The sequence below is a fragment of the Acinetobacter sp. LT1 genome, assembly GCF_059800965.1.
Genome location: NZ_JBBAXE010000017.1, coordinates 32,283 through 53,160, shown reverse-complemented (window position 1 = coordinate 53,160; position 20,878 = coordinate 32,283). Strand labels below are relative to the sequence as shown.

Sequence of the window (20,878 nt, the reverse complement as noted above, 5' to 3'; positions counted from 1 at the left end):
TTATGTCTGAGTTGAAACAAGATCAGTATTGGATGCAGCAAGCTATTGAACTGGCCAAACGAGGACTATATTCGACCAAGCCTAATCCAAATGTTGGTTGTGTGATTGTCAAAGATGATCAGTTAATTGGACAAGGCTTTCATCCAAAAGCAGGTCAGCCACACGCTGAAGTTTTTGCCTTACGTGAGGCGGGTGAACATGCAGAAGGTGCAACGGCTTATGTCACGCTTGAACCATGTGCGCATTATGGCAGAACCCCTCCTTGTGCCGAAGCATTGGTGAAAGCTCAAGTTAAAAAAGTAGTGGTTGCTTGTCCTGATCCAAATCCATTGGTGGCGGGGAAAGGTGTTCGGATTTTAAAAAATGCTGGAATTGAAGTTGAAGTTGGCATTTGCGAAGATTTAGCATCAAAACTTAATCAAGGTTTTTTAAAGGCAATGTCTACAGGTATGCCTTATGTACGTTTAAAGGTAGCCTCAAGTTTAGATGGGCGTACTGCAATGGCATCAGGTGAGTCGAAGTGGATTACTGGTTCGGCTGCACGCCAAGATGTACAACATTGGCGTGCCATTTCTGGAGCAGTGATTACAGGTATTGAAACTGTGATTGCAGATGATTGTCAGCTTAATGTGCGTTCACTCAATAATTTTGATATCGAGACAGTTGCTCAGCCAAAACGTGTTGTTTTAGATCGCCAAGGACGTTTACCACTTAACGCTAAGATCTTAGAGAATCCTGAAACTGTGATGGTGATGGGGCCGTATCGTCAAGAACTTACTGATTTAGGCGTGATACAATTAGAAATTCAGCCTTTAAAAATGCTGTTACAGACCCTATCTAAGCAACATCAAATTTATGATGTGTTGGTTGAAGCTGGCGCAACATTGTCTACTGCCTTTTTGCAAGAAGGTTTGGTGGACGAATTGATCAGTTATATTGCCCCGACCTTATTGGGGAAAAGTGCAAGGGCCATGTTCAATGCAGAATTTGAATATATGGCAGAGCAACTTCGTTTTACACTTCTTGATGTGACACAAATTGATCAAGATATACGCTTAAGGTTAATCCCTACGCAAGAGAAAGTATGAATTCAGAGCCTTCGGTTTATCACAAACGTCGTCATGCAGCCCGTACGACAGACGAATATCTTTTCCATCAGCTTGTGCCGTACTTGGGTAACAAGCGCCGATTGCTCCATCTAATTTTAGAAGCCCTTGAAATTACAGGGACGCTGAATAGCAAAAAAAAGAATCCACCGATTTTTGCCGATTTCTTTGCCGGCAGTGGCGTCGTATCTCGTTTAGCACGTCAAAATGGTTACCGTGTGATTGCGAATGACTGGGAACCTTATAGTCATGCTTTAAATCATGCGATTTTAGCCTGTGTAGATGCACCTGCTTTTAAAGAGCTGGGTGGCTATCAAAAGGCAATCGATTATTTAAATCGCTTACCTGAAGTTAAAGGTTGGGTAACGCATAACCTTTGTCCACGTAACGATGATGTATACGATCCAACTCGTGACCGTTTATTCTTTAAACGCCGTAACGGTATGCGTATCGATGCAATTCGTCAGCAGATTGCAACATGGCAGGCACAAGGTGCAATTAATGATGTAGAGATGAGTGCTTTACTTGCGCCATTGCTCTATTCAGCTAGTTTTGTCAGTAACACCAGTGGCGTATTTAAAAGCTTCCACCAAGGGTGGGGCGGACGTACTCAAACTGCGCTAGAACGAATTGAGTCATTACTTTGGTTAACACCGAGCCGTTTTTGTGAGATTGGTGATCGCAAACGTCCGGCTGCTGAAATGTGGTGTGTAGATTCACAACATCTAGCAAATCAAATGAGTGGTTTTGAGGTTGATGTTGCCTATCTCGATCCACCATATAACCAACACGCATATAGTAGTAATTACCACGTCTTAAATGCATTAACTTTATGGGATCAGGTGGATTTACCTTCACCGGATACCAAAGGTTATAAGAGTGGTATTGATAGAGCATGGCGTAAAGAACGCCCAAGTCCATATAACTCTTCTAAACATGCAAAAGATGCGTATGAGAAATTACTTTCAACGATCAATGCACGCTATATTCTGACCAGCTATTCAACTGATGGTAATATCGAGCCGAAAGATTTACTTATGGCCAATCTGGAACGAGGCAAAGTGACCTTGTTAACACAAGATGTTCCGCGTTATCGAGTGAGTAAACAACGACAGTCTGAACGTGCACGCGTGCTTGAGTTTATTGTGATTACTGATACTCATGCCAAGTCAGGACCACCATTACGTCAGTTATTAGGCCAGCTTTACCACTTCGCCGAGCTAGGTGGTGTAGATACCTCAGGCAATAGTACACAGCTCGCACTTTGGTAAGCGCTGCAATTTAAGCAGTGTAAAAAGATTTGGAGATTGAGCCATGTTTACAGGCATTATTGAAAGTTTAGGTAAAGTTGAAAGCCTGCAAAGTGTAGGTGGTGATGTGCGTCTACGTATTCAGACTGATCTGGATATGTCTGATGTACATTTGGGTGATTCGATTGCAACCAATGGTATTTGTCTTACAGTGATTGAATGGGGCGATAACTGGTACGCAGCAGATGTTTCCCGTGAAAGTTTAAATCGAACGACTTTAGGTAACTGGAAAGTTGGTCAACGTGTCAATGTTGAAAAGGCAATGTTACCGACAACGCGCTTTGGTGGGCACATTGTAAGTGGTCATGTTGATGGCGTAGGTGAAATTACCGTAGTGCGTGAAGATGCTCGATCAATCTATTATGAAGTTACAGCACCGACAGAACTTGCTAAATATTTGGCGGAAAAAGGCTCTGTAACCGTTGATGGAATTAGCTTAACGATTAACCACTTACGTGGAAATATTTTAAGCTTGAATTTGATTCCGCATACCGCAGAACGTACCAATATTGGAACATGGCAAGTAGGCAGTAAGGTCAACCTTGAAGTCGACGTGTTGGCGCGTTATATCGAGCGTTTATTGCTAGGTGATAAAGCAGCTGAACAAAAAACTGAGTCAAATATTAGTATGGCTTTTTTAGCTGAAAATGGTTTTTTAAAATAAAAGCCAGATCATCAAAATAAAAAAACCGGACATATGTTCCGGTTTTTTTATTTTTAAAAATTAATGCTTGGTGAGAGTAACCGAATGTGTGCCGACCCATGGTTTAGTATGCTGAGTACGTGTAATTGAAAACTCACCTTTTTCCGACGCTCGTGTCAACAAGATTGAAAGCGAATTAAAGTCGTTATGACTCATATAAAGTTCTTGTGCTGAAAATGTCCATTGCTCACCCTGATTAAGCTGCTCAAGTTGCTTTGAAATCTGATGCGGAATGTCCATTTCTTACCCTCATTAATTATCTTAAAATCACTACTTTCTATTCTCATAATCAATTGATCTACAAGAATAATATTTATGTCTATTTTGTGACATATAGGTGTCAGTTTTATGACAGAAGAAGTTTTAAAACTTTACTTCTCTATTTTTTCATCAGAAAACTTAGAGTTCTTTAAAATGTATTCAATTTCTTCTTGAGCTGCCGAATGTAGTTTGGCTCGGAAAGCCGTTACAGACTCTTCAATTAAGTTTTCAGCTTCAAGTTCTAAACGAATGCGTAAACTTTCAAGCTCAGATAAGATTTGATCATCGGTGATACTGAGTTTTACACCAGCAGAGTAATTGACGGATGGGGTTTCAGGGTTTTTCTGATAACGTGCAGTTTGTTCTGCAACTTCTTGTTCTAAATGGCTACGTAATGTCTGTAATGTTTCAGTCTGTTCATTAAACTTGCGAATTTCGTCTGCTTGCAACTCCGCAGCATAAGCAGCTTCTGATGCACGTTTATCAGCAAGTGCTTTTTCTAAAGCGAGTTGACGACGGATACGTGCTTGCTCAATAAGCTCTGCCTTAAGGTCCGCGTAAGCTTGTTCAATTTTTTGCTGTGATTCTAACTGCGCTTTTTCGTCATTTAAAACCCAAAGCTGAATAGGGGTTTGTGGTTCTAATAAGTCACAAATACGTGCCAGATCCTGTTGATAGGCATGACGGACAGCTTCAGGCGCATTTAACCATCTTTTTTTAAAATCTTGCCCGACATTTAATGCCACCATGCTTCTCCTTTGTTCAACAGTATTTACATTTTAGCGCGTTATAATTTAAAGGTTCGCGGTTCTATACCCAAACGGCGATACATTTTAAATTTTTCTCGACCAATTTGCTTGGCTGTTTCATTATTTTCAACAATTTCTATAATGTGGCTAAAATGATCAACTTGTTCAAGTGCATGATTGTTAAAATTAAATACTAACAAGCCTTGTTCAAGTGGTTGTTTAGCCGAAATACATACAGCAGCCTCAGTTTGATCAACTCCATGTGGAATGAAACTGACAGGGTCGAAATCCCATAATCTTTCATCAAGAGTTTGTTGTAGCTGCACATCTGGGCAATACCACCAGATTTTAGGATGCTTCTGTAAAATCTTTCGGCATAAACGGCAAGCACTATCGACTTGCCGTTCTTCACTGGTTTCAAACAGATAAAAACTAACTTTAGCCATTCGTATTTACACGATTCGCTAAAAATTGCATGAGTAATGGTACTGGGCGACCTGTTGCACCTTTAGCCGGACCAGATAACCATGCTGTTCCTGCTACATCTAAATGAGCCCAACGGTACTCACGTGTAAAGCGCTCAAGGAAACATGCTGCCGTAATTGCACCGCCGTATGGACCGCCGATGTTCGCAATGTCAGCAAATGGTGAATCAAGTAATTCTTGATAATCCTCAATCACTGGCATACGCCATACACGGTCAAATGATTGCTCACCCGCTTGTTGAAGTTCAGCTGCTAAAGCATCATCTGGCGAGAACAAACCACTCAGTACTTTACCTAAAGCAACTACGCATGCACCAGTTAATGTTGCGATATCAACCACGACTGCTGGATTGAAACGTTTGATATAGGTCAATGTGTCGCACAGTACCAAACGACCTTCCGCATCGGTATTTAAAATTTCAACAGTTTGTCCGCTCATGGTTGTCACAATATCACCTGGGCGAGTTGCTTTACCTGAAGGCATATTTTCTGCAGCTGCAATTGCTCCAACGACATGAATAGGGAGTTTTGCTTCGCATAGCGCACGAATAGTACCTAATACAGAGGCTGCACCGCACATATCGAACTTCATTTCATCCATGCCTAGGCCTGGTTTTAAAGAAATACCGCCTGTATCAAAAGTAACGCCTTTACCAACAAGCACAACAGGCGCTTGATCGATTCCAGCTTGGTATTCGAGTGTTACGATACGACCCGGACGTTCAGATCCTTTGCTGACTGCAAGAAAAGCATACATACCTAAATCAGCCATTTGCTGTTCATTTAAGACAGTTACTTTGAGTAAGTCAGGGAATTCTGCAGCTAAAGCTAATGCTTGTTCTGCCAAATATTCAGGGAAGCAAATGTTGCCTGGACGGTTGCCAAGGTCACGTGCATACGACTGACCAGACTGTACGGCATGCACTAAAGCCAGTTGTTTTTCATCGAGGCTCGTCGTTGAACTAATTAAATCAACCTGTTGTAACACAAATTCATTTTTTTTCGATTTAAACTCATCATAACCATAAGCTGCTTGAGTTAAGCTTAAAGCGAATAAATAATGGTATTCGACAGGTAACGCAGCAATATCAATTGCGATATGCTTAAATTTATTTTGTGTCGATTTGATAATGGTTTGGGCAAGTTTAGCGAGCTTAACCGCCTGAAGTTCGGCTGTTTTTCCTAAGCCAAGTAATTGGCTATGAGATTGATTTGAAACCTGACCGAATAAAGGCAGAGTTTCATTGAAGTTGCCTTTGAATTGGGTGGCAGTAAGAACGCTTTCTAGGTTATTGATTTGATATGTGTTGATGTTGCTTTGTAGCTGTTCTGAATCAACTAAAACCCACAAAGATTCATTAGATGTCTGTTCGGGAAAAGTTGTATAAGTTGTAAATTTCATGGCTGCCGTGATTGCCTATAGAAAGTTATGTTGGATTAAAACATTGAAACACTTTCAAGCATAGCGTTGCAATGTGCGGTTTTATATTTTTAACATTCGGGTAAACTAGCACACGTCCCGATTAGCCTTTTGGAAGTATTACTTTGATTATTCGGCGTTATCTCGTCAAGCAAGTTGTCTCTACCTCATTGGTGGTCATTTCTTTACTGACCTTAATCATGATGGGTGGTCGTCTGATCAAATACTTTGGTGTGGCGGCGCAGGGGCGTTTAGATGCCAGTATCTTGTTTAGCATCATTGGATATCGTTTACCTGAATTTCTAACACTCATTTTACCATTGGGTTTTTTCATTGGTTTAATGTTGGTGTTTGGTCGTTTATATGTTGACCATGAAATGGCTGTATTGAATGGTAGTGGTGTAAGCCGTCATCAATTAGCACGATTACTCATTCCAATGACGCTTGTTTATATGGTGTTTCAGTCTGTGCTTATGCTCTGGATGACGCCATGGGGACTACGTGAGTTTGAAAAACTGACAACTACACAAGCTGTCCGGACAGGTTTCGATTTGGTTCGACCAAGAGAGTTTATTTCCTCTGGGCCATATACGATCTATGCAGGTTCATTGTCAGAAGACCGAAAGAATTTGAAGGATATTTTCTTTTATCAGCGCGCTGCTAAAGAAGATAAGCCAGATGTTATGATTTTGGCAAAAGAAGCGACTCGTGTAGAAGTTGCAAATGACACCGCCAATGTCGTTGATCTGGTACAAGGTCGTCGCTATGAAATATTCCCGGGACAACCAAAATATACACAAGCAGAGTTTCAGTCTTATCGTCTACGTTTAGAAAATGATAAAGATGTTAAGTTTGAAAGTGGCGATGTAGAAGCATTATCAACGACTAAACTCTTTTCAAAAACAAATGATCCAGTCATAAGAAGTGAGTTGGGATGGCGTTTATTTGGGCCATTCACCATTGTTATTGCGTTAATGCTATCAGTGGCATTGTCTGAGGTGAGTCCACGACAAGGCCGTTATTACCGTCTTATTCCGGCGATTTTTATTTTTTCCAGTCTGATCGTATTAATGATTGCAATCAAGACTCGTATTAGTAAAGAAGAACTCGATATTTGGGCTTATCCTGCCGTGTTAGTTGTGTATGGCGTTGCTGCCGCCTTATTCTCACGTAAGCAGAAGTTAGGACCAAAAATCAAGAAACAGATCAAGCGAGTGAAATTATAATGTTAGCACGTCGAATAGTCGCCAAATATGTGACGAAAACCACTGCGCTTGCGATGTTTGGCACCACAGTTGTTTTGTCCATTCTTCAGGTCTTATTTACATATCTTGGCGAGTTGGGTGAGCTCAAACCAGACTATAACGCATGGCAAGCTCTCGTCTATGTCTTGTGGGGAGCTCCTCGCTATCTCTATGAAATTTTACCTATCTCTGCCTTGATTGGTGCTGTGATTGGACTGGGCTCATTGGCAACGAGTAGTGAACTCATTGTTATGCGTTCAGTCGGTGTTAGCTTATGGCGTATTGTTGGTTGGGTTATGCGCTCAGCTTTACTGCTTATTATTTTGTCGTTTGCTTTAAGTGAATGGGTTATTCCTTATACCAATGAAAAAGCACAAAGTGTTAAAAGCCATCGTTCAGTAGCTGCTTTAGGTGAAGTTAAAGGCTATTGGTCACGTGAAGGGCAGCGATTTATCTATATCGACTATGCTAACTCTCAAGGCAATTTAAGAGACATTCAAGTGGTCGACTTTGACCAGAACTATTACTTGCAATCATTAATTAATGCTCAGCAAGGACAGTTTATTAAAAATGGTCAATGGGCTTTGAAAAAAGCTGAACAAATGGACATTTTGGCGGCAGGCAATGCCATCAAAACTGACCATGAAGAACAATCACTTGCTTTAGCATTACAGCCTAAATATGTGCATATGGTGACTTTAGATCCTGAAGATTTATCGCCAAGCCAACTGATTAGCTTTATGCGTTATATGGATGAATATAGTCAGGTACCAAAGACTTACCAATTAGCTTTCTGGCAAAAAGTTGCTTCGCCATTTTCACTCATTGCATTAGTTCTAGTGGCGTGTTCTTTTATTTTTGGACCGTTACGCCAACAATCAATGGGTTTCCGTTTGGTGATCGCATTGTTTATTGGTTTGAGTTTCTATTATTTGCAAGATTTCTTGGGTTATGCGAGCTTGGTTTATTCCCCATCTCCAGCATGGTTCGTACTTGTACCTATCTTGCTAATGTTTGGTGCCGGAAGTTATTTGCTTTACCGCGCTCGTTAGAAATAAGTGATATTTATGGTTTTCATCAATCGCGGATATTGGTGAAAGCCATAGGAATAAATAGAGTCTTGACCGAAAATTCGGTAAGATATTGTGACGAAATTGTAGACAAAAGAGAAATTGATTATGACGGATGCAACTGCTGGCAAGATCCCTCACGTTCTGGTCATTATGGATGGTGTTGGACACCGTGAAGCGATTGAAGATAATGCTTTTCTTGCAGCAAAAACACCAAATTTGGCGGCAATGAAAGCCAAGCATCCGAATAGTCTAATTTCTGGTTCAGGTGAAGATGTTGGATTGCCTGATGGGCAAATGGGGAACTCTGAAGTTGGCCATATGAATCTTGGCGCTGGCCGTGTGTTATATCAAGACTTTACCCGTATTACTAAAGATATCCGTACTGGTGACTTCTTTAAACATGAAGTGTTGATCGACGCTGTTGAAAAAGCCAAAGCTGCTGGCGGTGCTGTCCATATCATGGGGCTACTTTCAGAAGGTGGCGTCCATTCACATGAAGATCATATTGTGGCGATGTGTGAACTTGCATTAAAACGCGGTGCAAAAGTTTATTTGCACGCTTTCCTTGATGGTCGTGATACACCTCCACGCAGTGCTCAGCCGTCTTTAGAAAAATTAGATGCATTATTTGCTCAATATCCGGGCCAAGGCCGTATCGCAACCATGATTGGTCGCTACTTTGCAATGGACCGTGACAACCGTTGGGATCGTGTTGAGCAAGCTTATCGCTTGTTAACAGAAGGTGAAGCACTTCGTACTGCGCAAACAGCGGTTGAAGGGTTGGAATTAGCTTATGCAGCCAACGAAAATGATGAGTTTGTAAAAGCGACTCGTATTGGTGATATTGCTAAAGTTCAAGATGGTGATAGCGTTGTATTTATGAATTTCCGTGCTGACCGAGCTCGTGAAATTACTCGCGCATTTGTAGAGAAAGACTTTGCTGGTTTTGAACGCAAAGTTGTACCAAATCTTTCTAAATTTGTGATGTTAACGCGTTATCAGGCAAGCATTGATGCACCAGTTGCCTACATGCCAGAAGCCCTTAAAAATTCATTGGGTGAGTATTTATCTTCTTTGGGTAAAACCCAGTTACGTATTGCTGAAACTGAAAAGTATGCGCATGTGACATTCTTCTTTAGTGGTGGTCGTGAAGATGAATATCCGGGTGAAAAACGTATTTTAATTCCATCTCCAAACGTTGCGACATATGACCTTAAGCCAGAAATGAGTGCTTATGAAGTCACTGATGAGTTGGTTAAAGCGATTAATTCGGGTGAATACGACTTATTAGTTGTGAACTATGCAAATGGTGATATGGTCGGTCATACAGGTGTGTTTGATGCTGCGGTTAAAGCAGTTGAAGCGGTTGATACTTGTTTAGGTCGTGTCTATGAGGCAGTTATGGCGAAAAAAGGCCATATGCTCATTACTGCTGACCATGGTAACGTTGAACAAATGCAAGACTACGAAAGTGGGCAAGTGCACACTCAACATACAACCGAGCTTGTGCCGTTTATCTATGTTGGCCCAACACAAGCAACAATTGCAGAAGGTGGTGTGCTTGCAGACGTAGCACCGACAATTCTCAATTTAATGAAGATTCCTGTTCCTGCCGAAATGCAAGGACGTAATCTGATTACACTATCTGCATAAGTTAAAGGTGATTGGATGCTGCAACACATTAAATATAAAAAACTTATTGTAAGTATGTTGCTGTGTTGCAGCCAATTTACCTTTGCAGCGCCAGTTGTAAAAGAAAAAATGTCACCTTTGCATTCGGATTCGGAAGAACCGGAACATAGCTATGCAGAGGTGCCGATCGAGTCGATTCAACAGTTTGTGCAAATCTATGGAATTGTTCGAGATAACTACGTTGATGTGAAATCTGACGATGCCTTATTTCAACAAGCCATAAAAGGGTTAGTGAGCGGGTTAGATCGTTATTCGCGTTATTTATCGGCAGAAGAATATCGCCAACTGATTCAATACACAGAGGGTGATCTTGCATCAGTTGATTTTGCATTAAGCCCTGAATCACATGCTCATAAATGGATGATTCGTGATCTTAAAACCGGTTCTGATTCCTATAAATTAGGTTTGAGAAATGGTCAGACGATTCTCAAAATTGATAACCAAGATTTAAAAAATTTAAACCAAGATCAGGTGCTTGGCCTACTTTACGGTTCTATTGGAAGTACACTTCAAGTACAAGCAGAAGAGCTAAACGGAAATATCAACTTAGTTCGTAATAAAAAAATAGAAACCGATATAGAACCTGTAATGCTACATAATCAGGTGCTCGTACTAAAAATTAGAGTATTCCAACAAGACACTGCTAATGAAATTAAAAGATTAATTGAAGAAAACAGTTCTCCACGTTTAAAAGCTGTTTTAATCGATTTGCGAAACAATCCGGGTGGGTTGTTATCGGCAGCAGTTGAGTCAGCAGATTTATTTTTAAATAACGGAATTATTGTTTCAACCAAAAGCCGTTCGGAAGGTAACCAGCAGTTTCAGGCTTTGCCCGGTAATGAATTTCAGAATATAAAACTGGGTATATTAATTAATCACCGCTCTGCATCGGCAGCAGAAGTTTTTACTGCGGCCATGAAAGAACACCAGCGTGCTTGGGTGATGGGTGAAAAAAGTTATGGAAAAGGTGTAGTGCAAAAGCTATTTCCTTTACCGAGTGGAGCAGCTCTACAAATGACAGTCTCTCACTACTACACGCCAAATGGCAATATGATTGAAGGACAGGGTATTCAGCCTAACCAGACCTATCCATTACCTGCAGAAATGAAAGAAGACGTATATTTAGAGCGCGTTGCAGATTTATTCCTAAAGAGGAAGTAATTTTTATACTTCCTCTCCCATTTCAGTATCTAAGCCAAACTTTTTGAGCCGATAGCGCAAAGAACGGAATGTCATTCCTAGCTTTTTAGCTGCCAAAGTTCGATTCCAATGAGTCATATTTAGCGCATTCAGTAAAATATCTTTTTCGATATTTTCTAAGTAGCGTTCTAAACCTTCCATTGGAAATTTTGGGTGAGTCTGAACAGCCGGTGTTTGATTTAGTTGTTTCGTTACGATTTGCGGGCTCACGCTACTGCCTCTAGGAGGAGGTGCTAAGTGTGTTAAATCAATGGGCTCATCATCACTTAAAGTAATAGCTCGCTCAATCATATTTCTTAATTCACGAACATTACCCGGAAAGTCTTGCTGCAATAAGTAAGTTTCAGCGCTCGCCGTTAATTGCTTGCTTGAAACTCCCCATTCCGTACAAACCTTTTGAATAAAATGATTGGCCAATAGCAAAATATCTCCACCACGGTCACGTAGTGGCGGCAACATAATATCCATAACATGAATACGGAAAAATAAGTCCTGACGGAATTTACCTTGTTGAACTAATAAATCTAAGTCTTGGTGACTGGCACTGATTACTCGAAAATCGACATCAATTTCCTGATCTGAACCTACAGGGCGAATCTTTTTCTCTTGTACTGCCCGAAGCAATTTAACTTGCATACTTAAAGGCAATTCGGCAATTTCATCTAAAAATAAACTGCCGCCGTGTGCCGATAAAATCAGACCTTGTTTGTCTTGAGTCGCGCCAGTAAAGCTCCCTTTTTTATGCCCGAAAAGTTCACTTTCCATGAGCTCAGTTGGGATTGCTCCACAGTTAATTGCAATAAATGGTCCTTCACTGCGGTTGCTTAATCGGTGAATCAGATTCGCAACAACTTCTTTACCCGTACCAGACTCGCCTGTAACAAATACAGGAGCTTGGGAGCGGGCTATTTTTTTAATAGCTGTCCGTAAGTTTTGTATAGGTGGTGAACGCCCAATTAATAAGTCATTTTCTAATGTTGTTTCACCGAACTCATGCTCTGGTTTTGGCTGGTTAAGCGCCTTTTTTAACAATTGATCTAAATGAATTTGGTTAATCGGTTTGCTGACAAAATCAAAAGCTCCCGCTTTTAGTGCTGCAATTGCAATATCCATATTGCCGTATGCAGTTAAGACTGCAATGGGTGTGTGTGGGTAAGTTTGAGAAACATGTTGAACCAATTCTAAACCACTACCATCAGGTAGATTTAAATCGGTCAAGCACGCATCGTAATGAAACTGAGTAAAGAGCTGTTTGGCCTGTTCAACCCGATAAGCAAGATGTGTCTTAATCCCCATTCGTGCAAGAGTCATTTGCATTAACAGGCACAAATCTTCTTCATCGTCTACAAGCAAAACGAGTGGTTGCTGTTCTGCCATTTCCCCAAAAACCTAATAAAAAAATCAATATATTATTGGGCATTCTATTCTGAAGCATGCCCCTTGTTTTTGCTCTACATAAGTGAGCTTTGCATGGTTTGCCTCACAAAAACTATGAGACAAATATAATCCTAAACCAGTTCCATTAATTTCGGTACTAAAAAATGGTTTAAATAATTGAGATATATCACGTTTTGAAACCCCTTCACCGTAATCGATCACATCAATATAAATTTTATTTGTTTGTGAATGGATATTGATCAGAACATCGGGAGAGTGGGGTGCATTGTGGCGTAGAGCATTCCTAACAAGGTTAATGAGCACTTGTCTGAGTTGCTTTTCATCAAACAATAGCTTTAAGGATAAATCAGAACTTTTAAGCTGGATCGCATGTTTAACATCAGATAAATCTTCATCTAATAACGTTTTTAAGAAGTCATTTAATTCAATCTGGATGGGATACGTTCTTTCACTGCGGGCAAGTCCTAACGTATCTTGAACAATACTATCAATGCGTTTCGTTTGCTTGCCAATCATATTGCGTAAAGTATTTTGCTGTTCCGCGTCACTATCTTTGAGTAATTCATTTGCTTGAACAATGGCTGCAAGAGGATTACGGATCTCATGTGCAATACTTGCTGAGAGTTGTCCTAAAGCAGCAAGTTTGAGTTGTTGAGCTTGCTGATTAATCTGCTGCGCATCTTGTAAGATGAGTAGTGTTAATGCTTGCTGCGGCACCAAAAGATGTTGCACTTTAATATTAATAGAGTAAGCCGACAGTCGAGACTCAAAAATAAATCGATCACCTTCTTTTAAGTTATCAAACTTAAGAATTTCAAATAAGTCAGCATGCCATTTTGCTAAGGGATATTTTTCACTGGCAAATTGAGGTGGAATTCCTAAAAGAGAGCAGGCGGCTGGGTTACTTAAAACAATGTCGTAGTTTTCATCTAGAACTAAATAGCCCTCTTCAATTTGTTCCAAGATATAGCGGTTAATATTTTGTAGTTGATAGAGTTCTATTGATTGATGGAAAGTTAGCGCTTCAAGTAATTTAAAGCGCTGGACCGCAATTTGTCCGATTCCATGTACTACAAAAAACAAGAATGCCAATAAGGCGCTATTACCAATCGTATTTAAATTATTGTAGTCAAATAAACTGCCAACGAAGCGTTGGTAAATAACCGCAATGACTGCAAGTAATGTAATGAGCAACGACATTCTTGCGCTAAGTAAAATGGCCGAAGTAAATATGGCAATAACATAGAGCAAGCTGAGTTGAAGATTGGGTTCGCCTACTGAAAATGTAAGTAAACTCAGACAGATAATATCAACTACAAAAAATAAAATGAGCTGCCTTGTTGCCTGAGTGGCAATAAACTTGAAGCATAAAAGTTGAAGAAGGCTTAAGAGCGAATAGCCGAGTAGTGTATAAGAATATAAAGTGGGTTGTTGTAGACTATTGTCGATTTGAGCATCGGTTAAAACCAAAATAATATTCAGGCTAACCGCAATAATAAGGCGATATAAACCATACCACGTGCCCAAACGAAATATCGTATGGGACAAGGATGAGTTTACGGGAAATTGCATGTAAGTCTGATTAAGGCTTGATCAGACCGTAACGAATCGCGAGATGAGTCAGTTTAACATCACTATCAATGGCTAGCTTTTCAAAAATACGGTAGCGGTAAGTATTCACTGTTTTAACACTTACAAAAAGTTTGTCTGCAATTTCTTGAGCGCTAATACAATTTACAACCATCATTGCAACTTGCATTTCTCGTTCAGAGAGAGAATCAAAAGGTGATTGCTGTGTATCGGATAAATAAGAACTTGCTAATTGCTCCGCAATATCGGCACTAAAGTATTTGCCGCCTTGCATCACTTTATTGATAGCCCGAACCATTTCGGTAATTGGAGCACCTTTGGTGATGTAACCTTTAGCTCCTGCTTTAAGCAAAAGAGAAGGGTAAGGTTCTTCTGCTAAGCCACTGACTGCAATCACTTTTGTATCTGGTGCGGTTTGCAGTAAACGACGTGTTGTTTCTACGCCGCCGATGCCAGGCATATTGACATCAAGTAGCACAACTTGAGGATGTTTCTGACGAACAATAGCAATTGCTTCTTCACCCGATTCGGCTTGTCCAATGACCTCTACATCGGCATGATCTTCTAACATACGGCAGATACCTGTACGTACAAGTTCATGGTCATCCACAACTAAAACTGTAATCAAGAAGACCTCCTTTCTTTCAAAAAACAAGTTTTTTGTTACATAAAGCAAAATTAGCTTGCAATGGAATGACAAAATTAGCAATCCTATTCTTATATAGTGAGCGAATAGTTGTGCACAATTGTGTCGGTAAAAGCGTTATACCTTATACCTCAAATGTAAGGCATAATTATAGTAAGCGCAAATGTGTATCACCCTGAGTCGAGTATTGTGCCGTGAAAAATTCTAAAAAGTCTTTAATGCATGTGCTAAGCATGTCTATTTTGCTTAGTTTGAGTTCAACAAGCTTTGCAGAACTCGTCAATAACCCGTCCTCAGGGAATAGTGGTACTGCAAGCTTAAATTGGTCTTCAGCTGATGCTAGCCAATTTTTAAATGATGAAGATGACGAACCTACTCCGCAAGGTTCAACATCGGTAACCACAACTTTGCGTGGTGGTAGCGCACCTAAAATTGTAGCATCTGCACCGAAGATTGCTCCAATCCGTGATACGTCTGGTTACAATGCCCAGCCGAGTGTAAGTGCTCGAGCTGCACTTGTGATGGACGCGCAAACTGGTGAAGTGCTCTACAGTAAAAATACTAACGCTTCTGTGCCAATTGCATCTATTACAAAGGTGATGACAGCGGTTGTAACGGCAGATGCCCGTTTAAACATGTCAGAAGAAATTACACTTGAGCAAATTGATTTTGCTGGTGCAGGTGGTAAAAACTCAAGTTCAACCTTACGTGTTGGTGACAAGATGAACCGTGCAGAAGTTCTTCTGTTCGCTCTAATGAAGTCAGAAAACCCAGCAGCAGCAGCTTTAGCACGTACTTATCCGGGTGGGCGTCCTGCATTCGTAGCTGCAATGAATGCTAAAGCTCGTGCCTTGGGTATGAGTTCGACTCACTATTATGAGTCAACTGGTTTAGATCCGCGTAATGTGTCTTCAGCACGTGACTTAGGAATTTTGGTAAGTACAGCTTCTCAATATGGCTTGATTCGTCAATTCTCAACCACACCGACTTATGATTTTAACTTGGGTTATCGCGTGTTGAAATCTAATAATACCAATGCTCTAGTGCGTAATGGTGGTTGGAATATTAACTTGTCTAAAACTGGATATATTAATGAAGCAGGTCGCTGTGTTGTAATGCACACGACTGTAAATTCACGTCCAGCAGTCATTGTATTACTTGGTGAACCAAGTACACAGGCACGTAATAATGATGCAACTAACTTATTGGGTTGGTTAAGTAATTTACCAAAACGTATTTAAGTTCAATATTCTAAAAACGCTTCTATCAAGAAGCGTTTTTTTATGGCTATAAAAAAGACATAAAAAAACGGCTGTTTAATACAGCCGTTTTTTTGAAAAATCAGATCTTACATATTAGATAAAATCGAATCTTTTACTTGGTCCATTGTTGCATCAATTGACAACATCACTGCATCAGCACATTGTTTGATTGCAGTGTTAGGATCTTTCAAGCCATTACCAGTTACTGTACATACAATTACAGAACCTTCAGCAATTTTACCCGCTTTAATATCACGGATCGCACCGCCGATAGAAGCAGCAGACGCTGGCTCAACAAATACGCCTTCATACATAGAAAGTAAGCGTTGAGCTTCTAAAATTTCGCTGTCTTGAAGTTCATCAAACCAGCCTTTAGAGTCACGTACTACAGCTTTTGCATGGTTCCAGCTTTGTGGATTACCAATACGGATTGCAGTTGCAACAGTTTCAGGGCTTTCAACTGGAGCGCCACGTAAGAATGGAGCTGCGCCAGAAGCTTGGTAACCCACCATAGTCGGTAAACCTTCTGGTTTTGGACCAGTGAATTGATCAGTAGCAGCATCATAAATCACTTGTTCAAACTGATCAGCAGGTTGGTTTGCTACAGCTTCGGTATAACCCATCCAGTGAGCGGTGATGTTACCTGCGTTACCTACAGGTAAGCAGTGGTAATCAGGTGCACGGCCTAAAGCTTCAACGATTTCATAAGCAATAGTCTTTTGACCTTGCAAACGGTAAGGGTTGATTGAGTTTACAATCGTTACAGGCGCTTGATCAGCGACTTCTTTTACAAGACGCATACCATCATCGAAGTTACCACGAATTTGCATAGTGATCGCACCATACATCATCGCTTGTGCCATTTTACCCATCGCAATTTTGCCTTCTGGAATCAAAACAAATGCTTTGATACCTGCACGTGCAGCATAGGCAGCAGCAGCAGCAGAAGTGTTACCAGTAGATGCACAGATAATCGCTTTAGAGCCTTCTTCAACCGCTTTGGTTACAGCCATGGTCATACCACGGTCTTTAAATGAACCAGTTGGGTTTAAACCCTCATATTTCACATAAATTTCAACATCTTTGCCAATAATACGTGGAATATTCTCAAGTTTAATGAGTGGGGTGTTGCCTTCACCCAAAGAGATAGCACGAGTAGTTGCCGAAACTGGCAAACGGTCACGATAACGATCTACAAGACCAGTATAACGATTGGCATTAGACATGATGGTGTTCCAATTAGAGGTGAAGCGGGAGAGGGAATCTTTCCCTCAACCTGATTAACTATCGAGCGATTCTAAACGAATTCTTACGATTTCGCCACGAATTGCAGGTAATGCTTGGATTTGTGCAAGAGCATCATCCATTTTTGATTCAACGATTGGATCAGTCAGAATCACGATTGGAATAAGGTCTTTTAAACGAGATTGTTGCATGATCGCATCAATACTAATTCCAGCGCGACTTAAGATGGTAGTCACATCTGCAAGTACGCCAGTTTGATCTTCTGCATTTAAGCGGATGTAGTAACCTGTGGTCATTTCTTCACGGCTTAAAATTGGCACATTGGTTAATGCTTCAAAAGCCAACTGAGGAATTGTTCCTGCGCCGTCTTCGGTATAAGAGATGTCACGAACAATATCAATAACGTCGGCAACAACCGCAGAAGCTGTAGGACCTGCGCCTGCACCCGCGCCGTAATAGAGTGTTGGACCTACGGCATTAGCTTGAACTAAAACAGCATTTTTAACGCCGTTTACATTCGCAATCAGCTGTTCATCTGGAATAAGTGTTGGGTGAACACGTAATTCAATACCTTTTTCAGCACGACGTGCAATACCAAGATGTTTAATGCGGAAACCAAGATCTTCGGCATATTTCACATCTTGCGCAGTGATTTTGCTGATACCTTCGGTATAAACCTTATCAAATTGAAGAGGAATACCAAACGCACAAGACGCTAAAATGGTAAGTTTATGCGCAGCATCAATACCTTCAACGTCAAACGTTGGATCTGCTTCTGCATAACCGAGTTCTTGAGCTTCTTTTAATACATCATCAAATGCACGACCTTTCTCACGCATTTCAGTCAGAATAAAGTTACCTGTACCATTAATAATACCTGCCAACCATTCGATATGGTTTGCAGCAAGACCTTCACGGATCACTTTAATAATTGGAATACCGCCAGCAACTGCTGCTTCATAAGCAATTTGCACAGCATTGTCTTCTGCTGCTTTAAATAATTCATTGCCATGTTCAGCGAGTAGCGCTTTATTTGCAGTCACGACTTGTTTGCCGTGTTTGATCGCTTCCATGATAACTTCGTAAGCAGGGTGGATCCCACCCATAACTTCTACAACTACATCAACGTCTGGTTGACGAACGATGTCAAGTAAATCGGCGCTTTGTTTAATCCCTTCCAATTCAAGATCTGGACGAGGGCGGCGTGTTCCAACGTGGGTAATTTGAATTTCTCGACCGGTGCGACGTTTAATTTCAGCGGCATTTTCTTGTAGTAGTTTAAGGGCTCCTCCACCTACGGTTCCTAGACCGAGTATTGCCAGGCGAACTGGTTTCACGTCACACTCCATTCATCATTTAATCATTTAGTTGAAGCTAGATCATAGCTAAAAAAAACGCCAGACTCTAGCGCTTTTAGTGCTTGTTCAATGAATTAGAGTGCGATGTTTGGAAAAGAAGAGTAGATCAGTCTTTAAACAGAGGTTGTTTAAATATTAATTGTTGAAAAAACAAAGCGCTGCGATCAGAGCAGCGCTTTTTAAAAGAGATAGATGATTAATCATTCATCAGCCTAAAGGATGTTATTTATCCAGACGTTTAATTAATTCATCCGGTGTTAGGTATCCACCTAAGTACTCACCATCAACATTGTAAATAGCCGGTGTTCCATTTACACCCATGTTTAAGCCAAGTTGATATTGTTCACGGACAGGGTTTTTACATTGAGCAGGTGGGATATTGATACCTTGTACTGCTTGGTTAAAGGCAGCTTTACGATCTGCACTACACCATACAGCTTCCATAGTTGGCATAAATTGTTCACCGCGTGGCCAAGCGATATAGCGTACCTCAATACCTTTTTCATTAATTTCAGGTAAATGCTCATGTAATTTGTGGCAATAAGGACAGCTTGCATCGGTAAACACATAAATCACATGTTTAGCCTTACCACCTTTAGCTGGGTAAACGATCAAATCTTCATTTTTTAAAGCAGCCAGATGCTTCTTGTTTTCTGAAGCTTGAAGATTATCGCCGATATTATGCAGTTCTTTACCGCCTAAACGGATGACATCACCTTGAATCAGGTATTTACCATCACTGGTTGTATAAATCGACGTCATTCCTTCGAGATTTACCCAATATAAGTTAGGCACTTCAGTAGGCTTGATATCTAAAATTTTGGCGTTGATGTTTGCACTCTTAAATTGTTTTTGCAAAGTTTCAATTAAACGCTGTTTCGCATTGCGTTCAATGATGGTTGAAGCTTCCCCAGTAGCAGGTGCGGTCGCAGTGAGCGCATCTTCTTTTTGTGGTTTGTTTTCTTTAGAACAAGCACTGAATAACAGGCTAGAAGCCAAAGCACAGGCAAGAAACAGTTGAGATCGGGTAAAAGACATAGATAACCCTTATTTCATCAGTATTTATAGTCAGAAGCTGCTAAGCATAACAAAAAATCTAGTGTGTATTGTTAAAACTTTCTTAACCTTTGTGAACGAAATCAATTGATTGTTGGGTGTATTTCAAATAATAAGTTTTAAATTTTTTAACCTCTAGGATGATGTTTTTCATGCAATTGTTGCATTCTCACTTGTGCTACATGTGTGTAAATTTGAGTAGTTGATAAGTCACTATGACCCAATAACATTTGTACTACGCGTAAATCGGCGCCGTGATTGAGCAGGTGTGTTGCAAAGGCGTGACGTAAGGTGTGAGGTGAGAGTTCAGCTTGAATATTGGCTTGTAAGGCGTAACGCTTAATGGCATACCAGAAGTTCTGACGGCTCATAATTCCGCCGTGTTGAGTTAAAAAGAGATAGTCAGTAGAGCTTTTATAGAGTTGAGGCCGAGCATCCTGCAAGTAGCGTTCTACCCATTCACAAGCAAATTGCCCTAGCGGGACCAAACGCTCTTTATTACCTTTACCAGTAATTCTTAAATAGCCTTGTTTTAAGTTAATAAGTTCTAGGCGCAAGTTCAGCAGTTCTGAAACACGTAAACCACATGCGTAAAGAACTTCAAACATTGCCCGATCGCGTAAACCCAGTTCTGTATTAATGTCTGGAGCCTGAATCAGTGCTTCGACATCTTCTTCTGATAGATCTTTGGGTAAGGCTCTGCCAATTTTGGGAGAATGATGGGTTGCTACAGGATTATCGCTTCGTAATTTCTGTTCACGTAAAAATTTGTAAAACTGGCGTAGGGCAGATAAGCAACGAGCAATCGAGCGTGGGCTTTTTCCAGCTTTAGTCAACTCAATCAAAACATCAGCGATATCATCACTTGTCCACTCCGGAAGAGCTAATTTTTTATGAAGTTCACTGCATTGAATAAGGTCGGATAAATAAGCATTACGTGTATGTGGACTTACCGTCTGAGCAACGAGATAGTCACGAAAACCTTGTAAAAAGCTCAAATGTTCAGGAATTTGAACAGGGCTTGGAATACGCGGTTTTTTATTCAACATACACTAGATCCTCTAAACTTCTGTACTGTAA

The 20,878-nt window shown here is 40.6% G+C and carries 19 protein-coding genes; 8 read left to right on the top strand and 11 right to left on the bottom strand.

What is annotated here, in order from left to right:
• The first annotated feature begins 2 nt into the window (after positions 1-2).
• The 3 genes from ribD to WBW42_RS15300 are packed head-to-tail and all read left to right on the top strand — an operon-like array spanning position 3 to position 3,080.
• Positions 3-1,088, top strand: a complete 1,086-nt coding sequence (gene ribD / locus WBW42_RS15310) for a bifunctional diaminohydroxyphosphoribosylaminopyrimidine deaminase/5-amino-6-(5-phosphoribosylamino)uracil reductase RibD (RefSeq protein ID WP_032070645.1) — start codon at positions 3-5, stop codon at positions 1,086-1,088.
• On the top strand, positions 1,085-2,377 hold the full coding sequence (locus WBW42_RS15305; RefSeq protein WP_002121221.1) for a DNA adenine methylase: 1,293 nt from the start codon (positions 1,085-1,087) through the stop codon (positions 2,375-2,377). Before ribD ends, WBW42_RS15305 begins: the two co-directional genes overlap by 4 nt.
• Positions 2,378-2,420: 43 nt before the next feature.
• Positions 2,421-3,080: a riboflavin synthase gene (locus WBW42_RS15300; protein WP_002121149.1), complete on the top strand. Its 660-nt coding sequence runs from the start codon at positions 2,421-2,423 to the stop codon at positions 3,078-3,080.
• A gap of 60 nt (positions 3,081-3,140) precedes the next feature.
• Here WBW42_RS15300 and WBW42_RS15295 read toward each other — a convergent pair whose 3' ends face one another.
• From WBW42_RS15295 to WBW42_RS15280, 4 genes are all read right to left on the bottom strand, one after another.
• On the bottom strand, positions 3,141-3,359 hold the full coding sequence (locus WBW42_RS15295; protein ID WP_002121224.1) for a hypothetical protein: 219 nt from the start codon (positions 3,357-3,359) through the stop codon (positions 3,141-3,143).
• A gap of 131 nt (positions 3,360-3,490) precedes the next feature.
• Positions 3,491-4,129 (bottom strand): cell division protein BlhA, encoded by a 639-nt coding sequence (gene blhA / locus WBW42_RS15290; protein WP_017481908.1) that lies wholly within the window; start codon positions 4,127-4,129, stop codon positions 3,491-3,493.
• A 38-nt stretch (positions 4,130-4,167) separates the two neighbouring features.
• On the bottom strand, positions 4,168-4,575 hold the full coding sequence (locus tag WBW42_RS15285) for a DNA polymerase III subunit chi (RefSeq protein ID WP_032070644.1): 408 nt from the start codon (positions 4,573-4,575) through the stop codon (positions 4,168-4,170).
• Positions 4,568-6,016 (bottom strand): leucyl aminopeptidase, encoded by a 1,449-nt coding sequence (locus WBW42_RS15280; protein ID WP_032070643.1) that lies wholly within the window; start codon positions 6,014-6,016, stop codon positions 4,568-4,570. The genes WBW42_RS15285 and WBW42_RS15280 overlap by 8 nt, the downstream gene beginning before the upstream one ends.
• A gap of 143 nt (positions 6,017-6,159) precedes the next feature.
• Here WBW42_RS15280 and lptF point away from each other — a divergent pair, with 143 nt between their 5' ends.
• The 4 genes from lptF (at position 6,160) to WBW42_RS15260 (ending at position 11,204) form a co-directional block, all read left to right on the top strand.
• Positions 6,160-7,260 (top strand): LPS export ABC transporter permease LptF, encoded by a 1,101-nt coding sequence (gene lptF / locus WBW42_RS15275; protein WP_002121169.1) that lies wholly within the window; start codon positions 6,160-6,162, stop codon positions 7,258-7,260.
• Positions 7,260-8,330 (top strand): LPS export ABC transporter permease LptG, encoded by a 1,071-nt coding sequence (gene lptG, locus WBW42_RS15270; protein WP_002121203.1) that lies wholly within the window; start codon positions 7,260-7,262, stop codon positions 8,328-8,330. Before lptF ends, lptG begins: the two co-directional genes overlap by 1 nt.
• A 126-nt stretch (positions 8,331-8,456) precedes the next feature.
• Positions 8,457-10,004, top strand: coding sequence for a 2,3-bisphosphoglycerate-independent phosphoglycerate mutase (gene gpmI / locus WBW42_RS15265; RefSeq protein WP_005065710.1), 1,548 nt, complete (start codon positions 8,457-8,459; stop codon positions 10,002-10,004).
• A 15-nt stretch (positions 10,005-10,019) separates the two neighbouring features.
• A complete protein-coding gene (locus tag WBW42_RS15260; protein WP_002121269.1) occupies positions 10,020-11,204 on the top strand; it encodes a S41 family peptidase in 1,185 nt (394 codons plus the stop codon).
• A 3-nt stretch (positions 11,205-11,207) separates the two neighbouring features.
• On the opposite strand, the gene WBW42_RS15255 is transcribed toward WBW42_RS15260, so the two are convergent.
• The 3 genes from WBW42_RS15255 to gacA are packed head-to-tail and all read right to left on the bottom strand — an operon-like array spanning position 11,208 to position 14,859.
• Complete coding sequence (locus WBW42_RS15255) at positions 11,208-12,620, bottom strand: sigma-54-dependent transcriptional regulator (protein WP_032005832.1); 1,413 nt, start codon at positions 12,618-12,620, stop codon at positions 11,208-11,210.
• Positions 12,621-12,644: 24 nt separating this feature from the next.
• Positions 12,645-14,213 (bottom strand): sensor histidine kinase, encoded by a 1,569-nt coding sequence (locus WBW42_RS15250; protein ID WP_005065716.1) that lies wholly within the window; start codon positions 14,211-14,213, stop codon positions 12,645-12,647.
• Positions 14,214-14,223: 10 nt separating this feature from the next.
• A complete protein-coding gene (gene gacA, locus WBW42_RS15245; protein WP_002121174.1) occupies positions 14,224-14,859 on the bottom strand; it encodes a response regulator transcription factor GacA in 636 nt (211 codons plus the stop codon).
• 212 nt (positions 14,860-15,071) lie between these two features.
• On the opposite strand from gacA, the gene pbpG reads away from it, so the two are divergent.
• On the top strand, positions 15,072-16,118 hold the full coding sequence (pbpG, locus tag WBW42_RS15240; RefSeq protein WP_005065720.1) for a D-alanyl-D-alanine endopeptidase PBP7/8: 1,047 nt from the start codon (positions 15,072-15,074) through the stop codon (positions 16,116-16,118).
• A 107-nt stretch (positions 16,119-16,225) separates the two neighbouring features.
• Here pbpG and thrC read toward each other — a convergent pair whose 3' ends face one another.
• From thrC to xerD, 4 genes are all read right to left on the bottom strand, one after another.
• Entirely contained in the window at positions 16,226-17,365 is a 1,140-nt protein-coding gene (thrC, locus tag WBW42_RS15235; protein WP_284106421.1) for a threonine synthase, read from the bottom strand.
• A 54-nt stretch (positions 17,366-17,419) separates the two neighbouring features.
• The gene (locus WBW42_RS15230) at positions 17,420-18,721 is read right to left on the bottom strand and encodes a homoserine dehydrogenase (protein WP_002121263.1); all 1,302 of its coding nucleotides are present in this window, start codon (positions 18,719-18,721) and stop codon (positions 17,420-17,422) included.
• Positions 18,722-18,964: 243 nt separating this feature from the next.
• Positions 18,965-19,780 carry a DsbC family protein gene (locus tag WBW42_RS15225; protein ID WP_005065723.1) on the bottom strand — a complete coding sequence of 272 codons (816 nt, stop codon included), beginning with the start codon at positions 19,778-19,780 and terminating at the stop codon, positions 18,965-18,967.
• Positions 19,781-19,926: 146 nt separating this feature from the next.
• On the bottom strand, positions 19,927-20,847 hold the full coding sequence (xerD, locus tag WBW42_RS15220; protein ID WP_032063102.1) for a site-specific tyrosine recombinase XerD: 921 nt from the start codon (positions 20,845-20,847) through the stop codon (positions 19,927-19,929).
• Positions 20,848-20,878 lie beyond the last annotated feature (31 nt).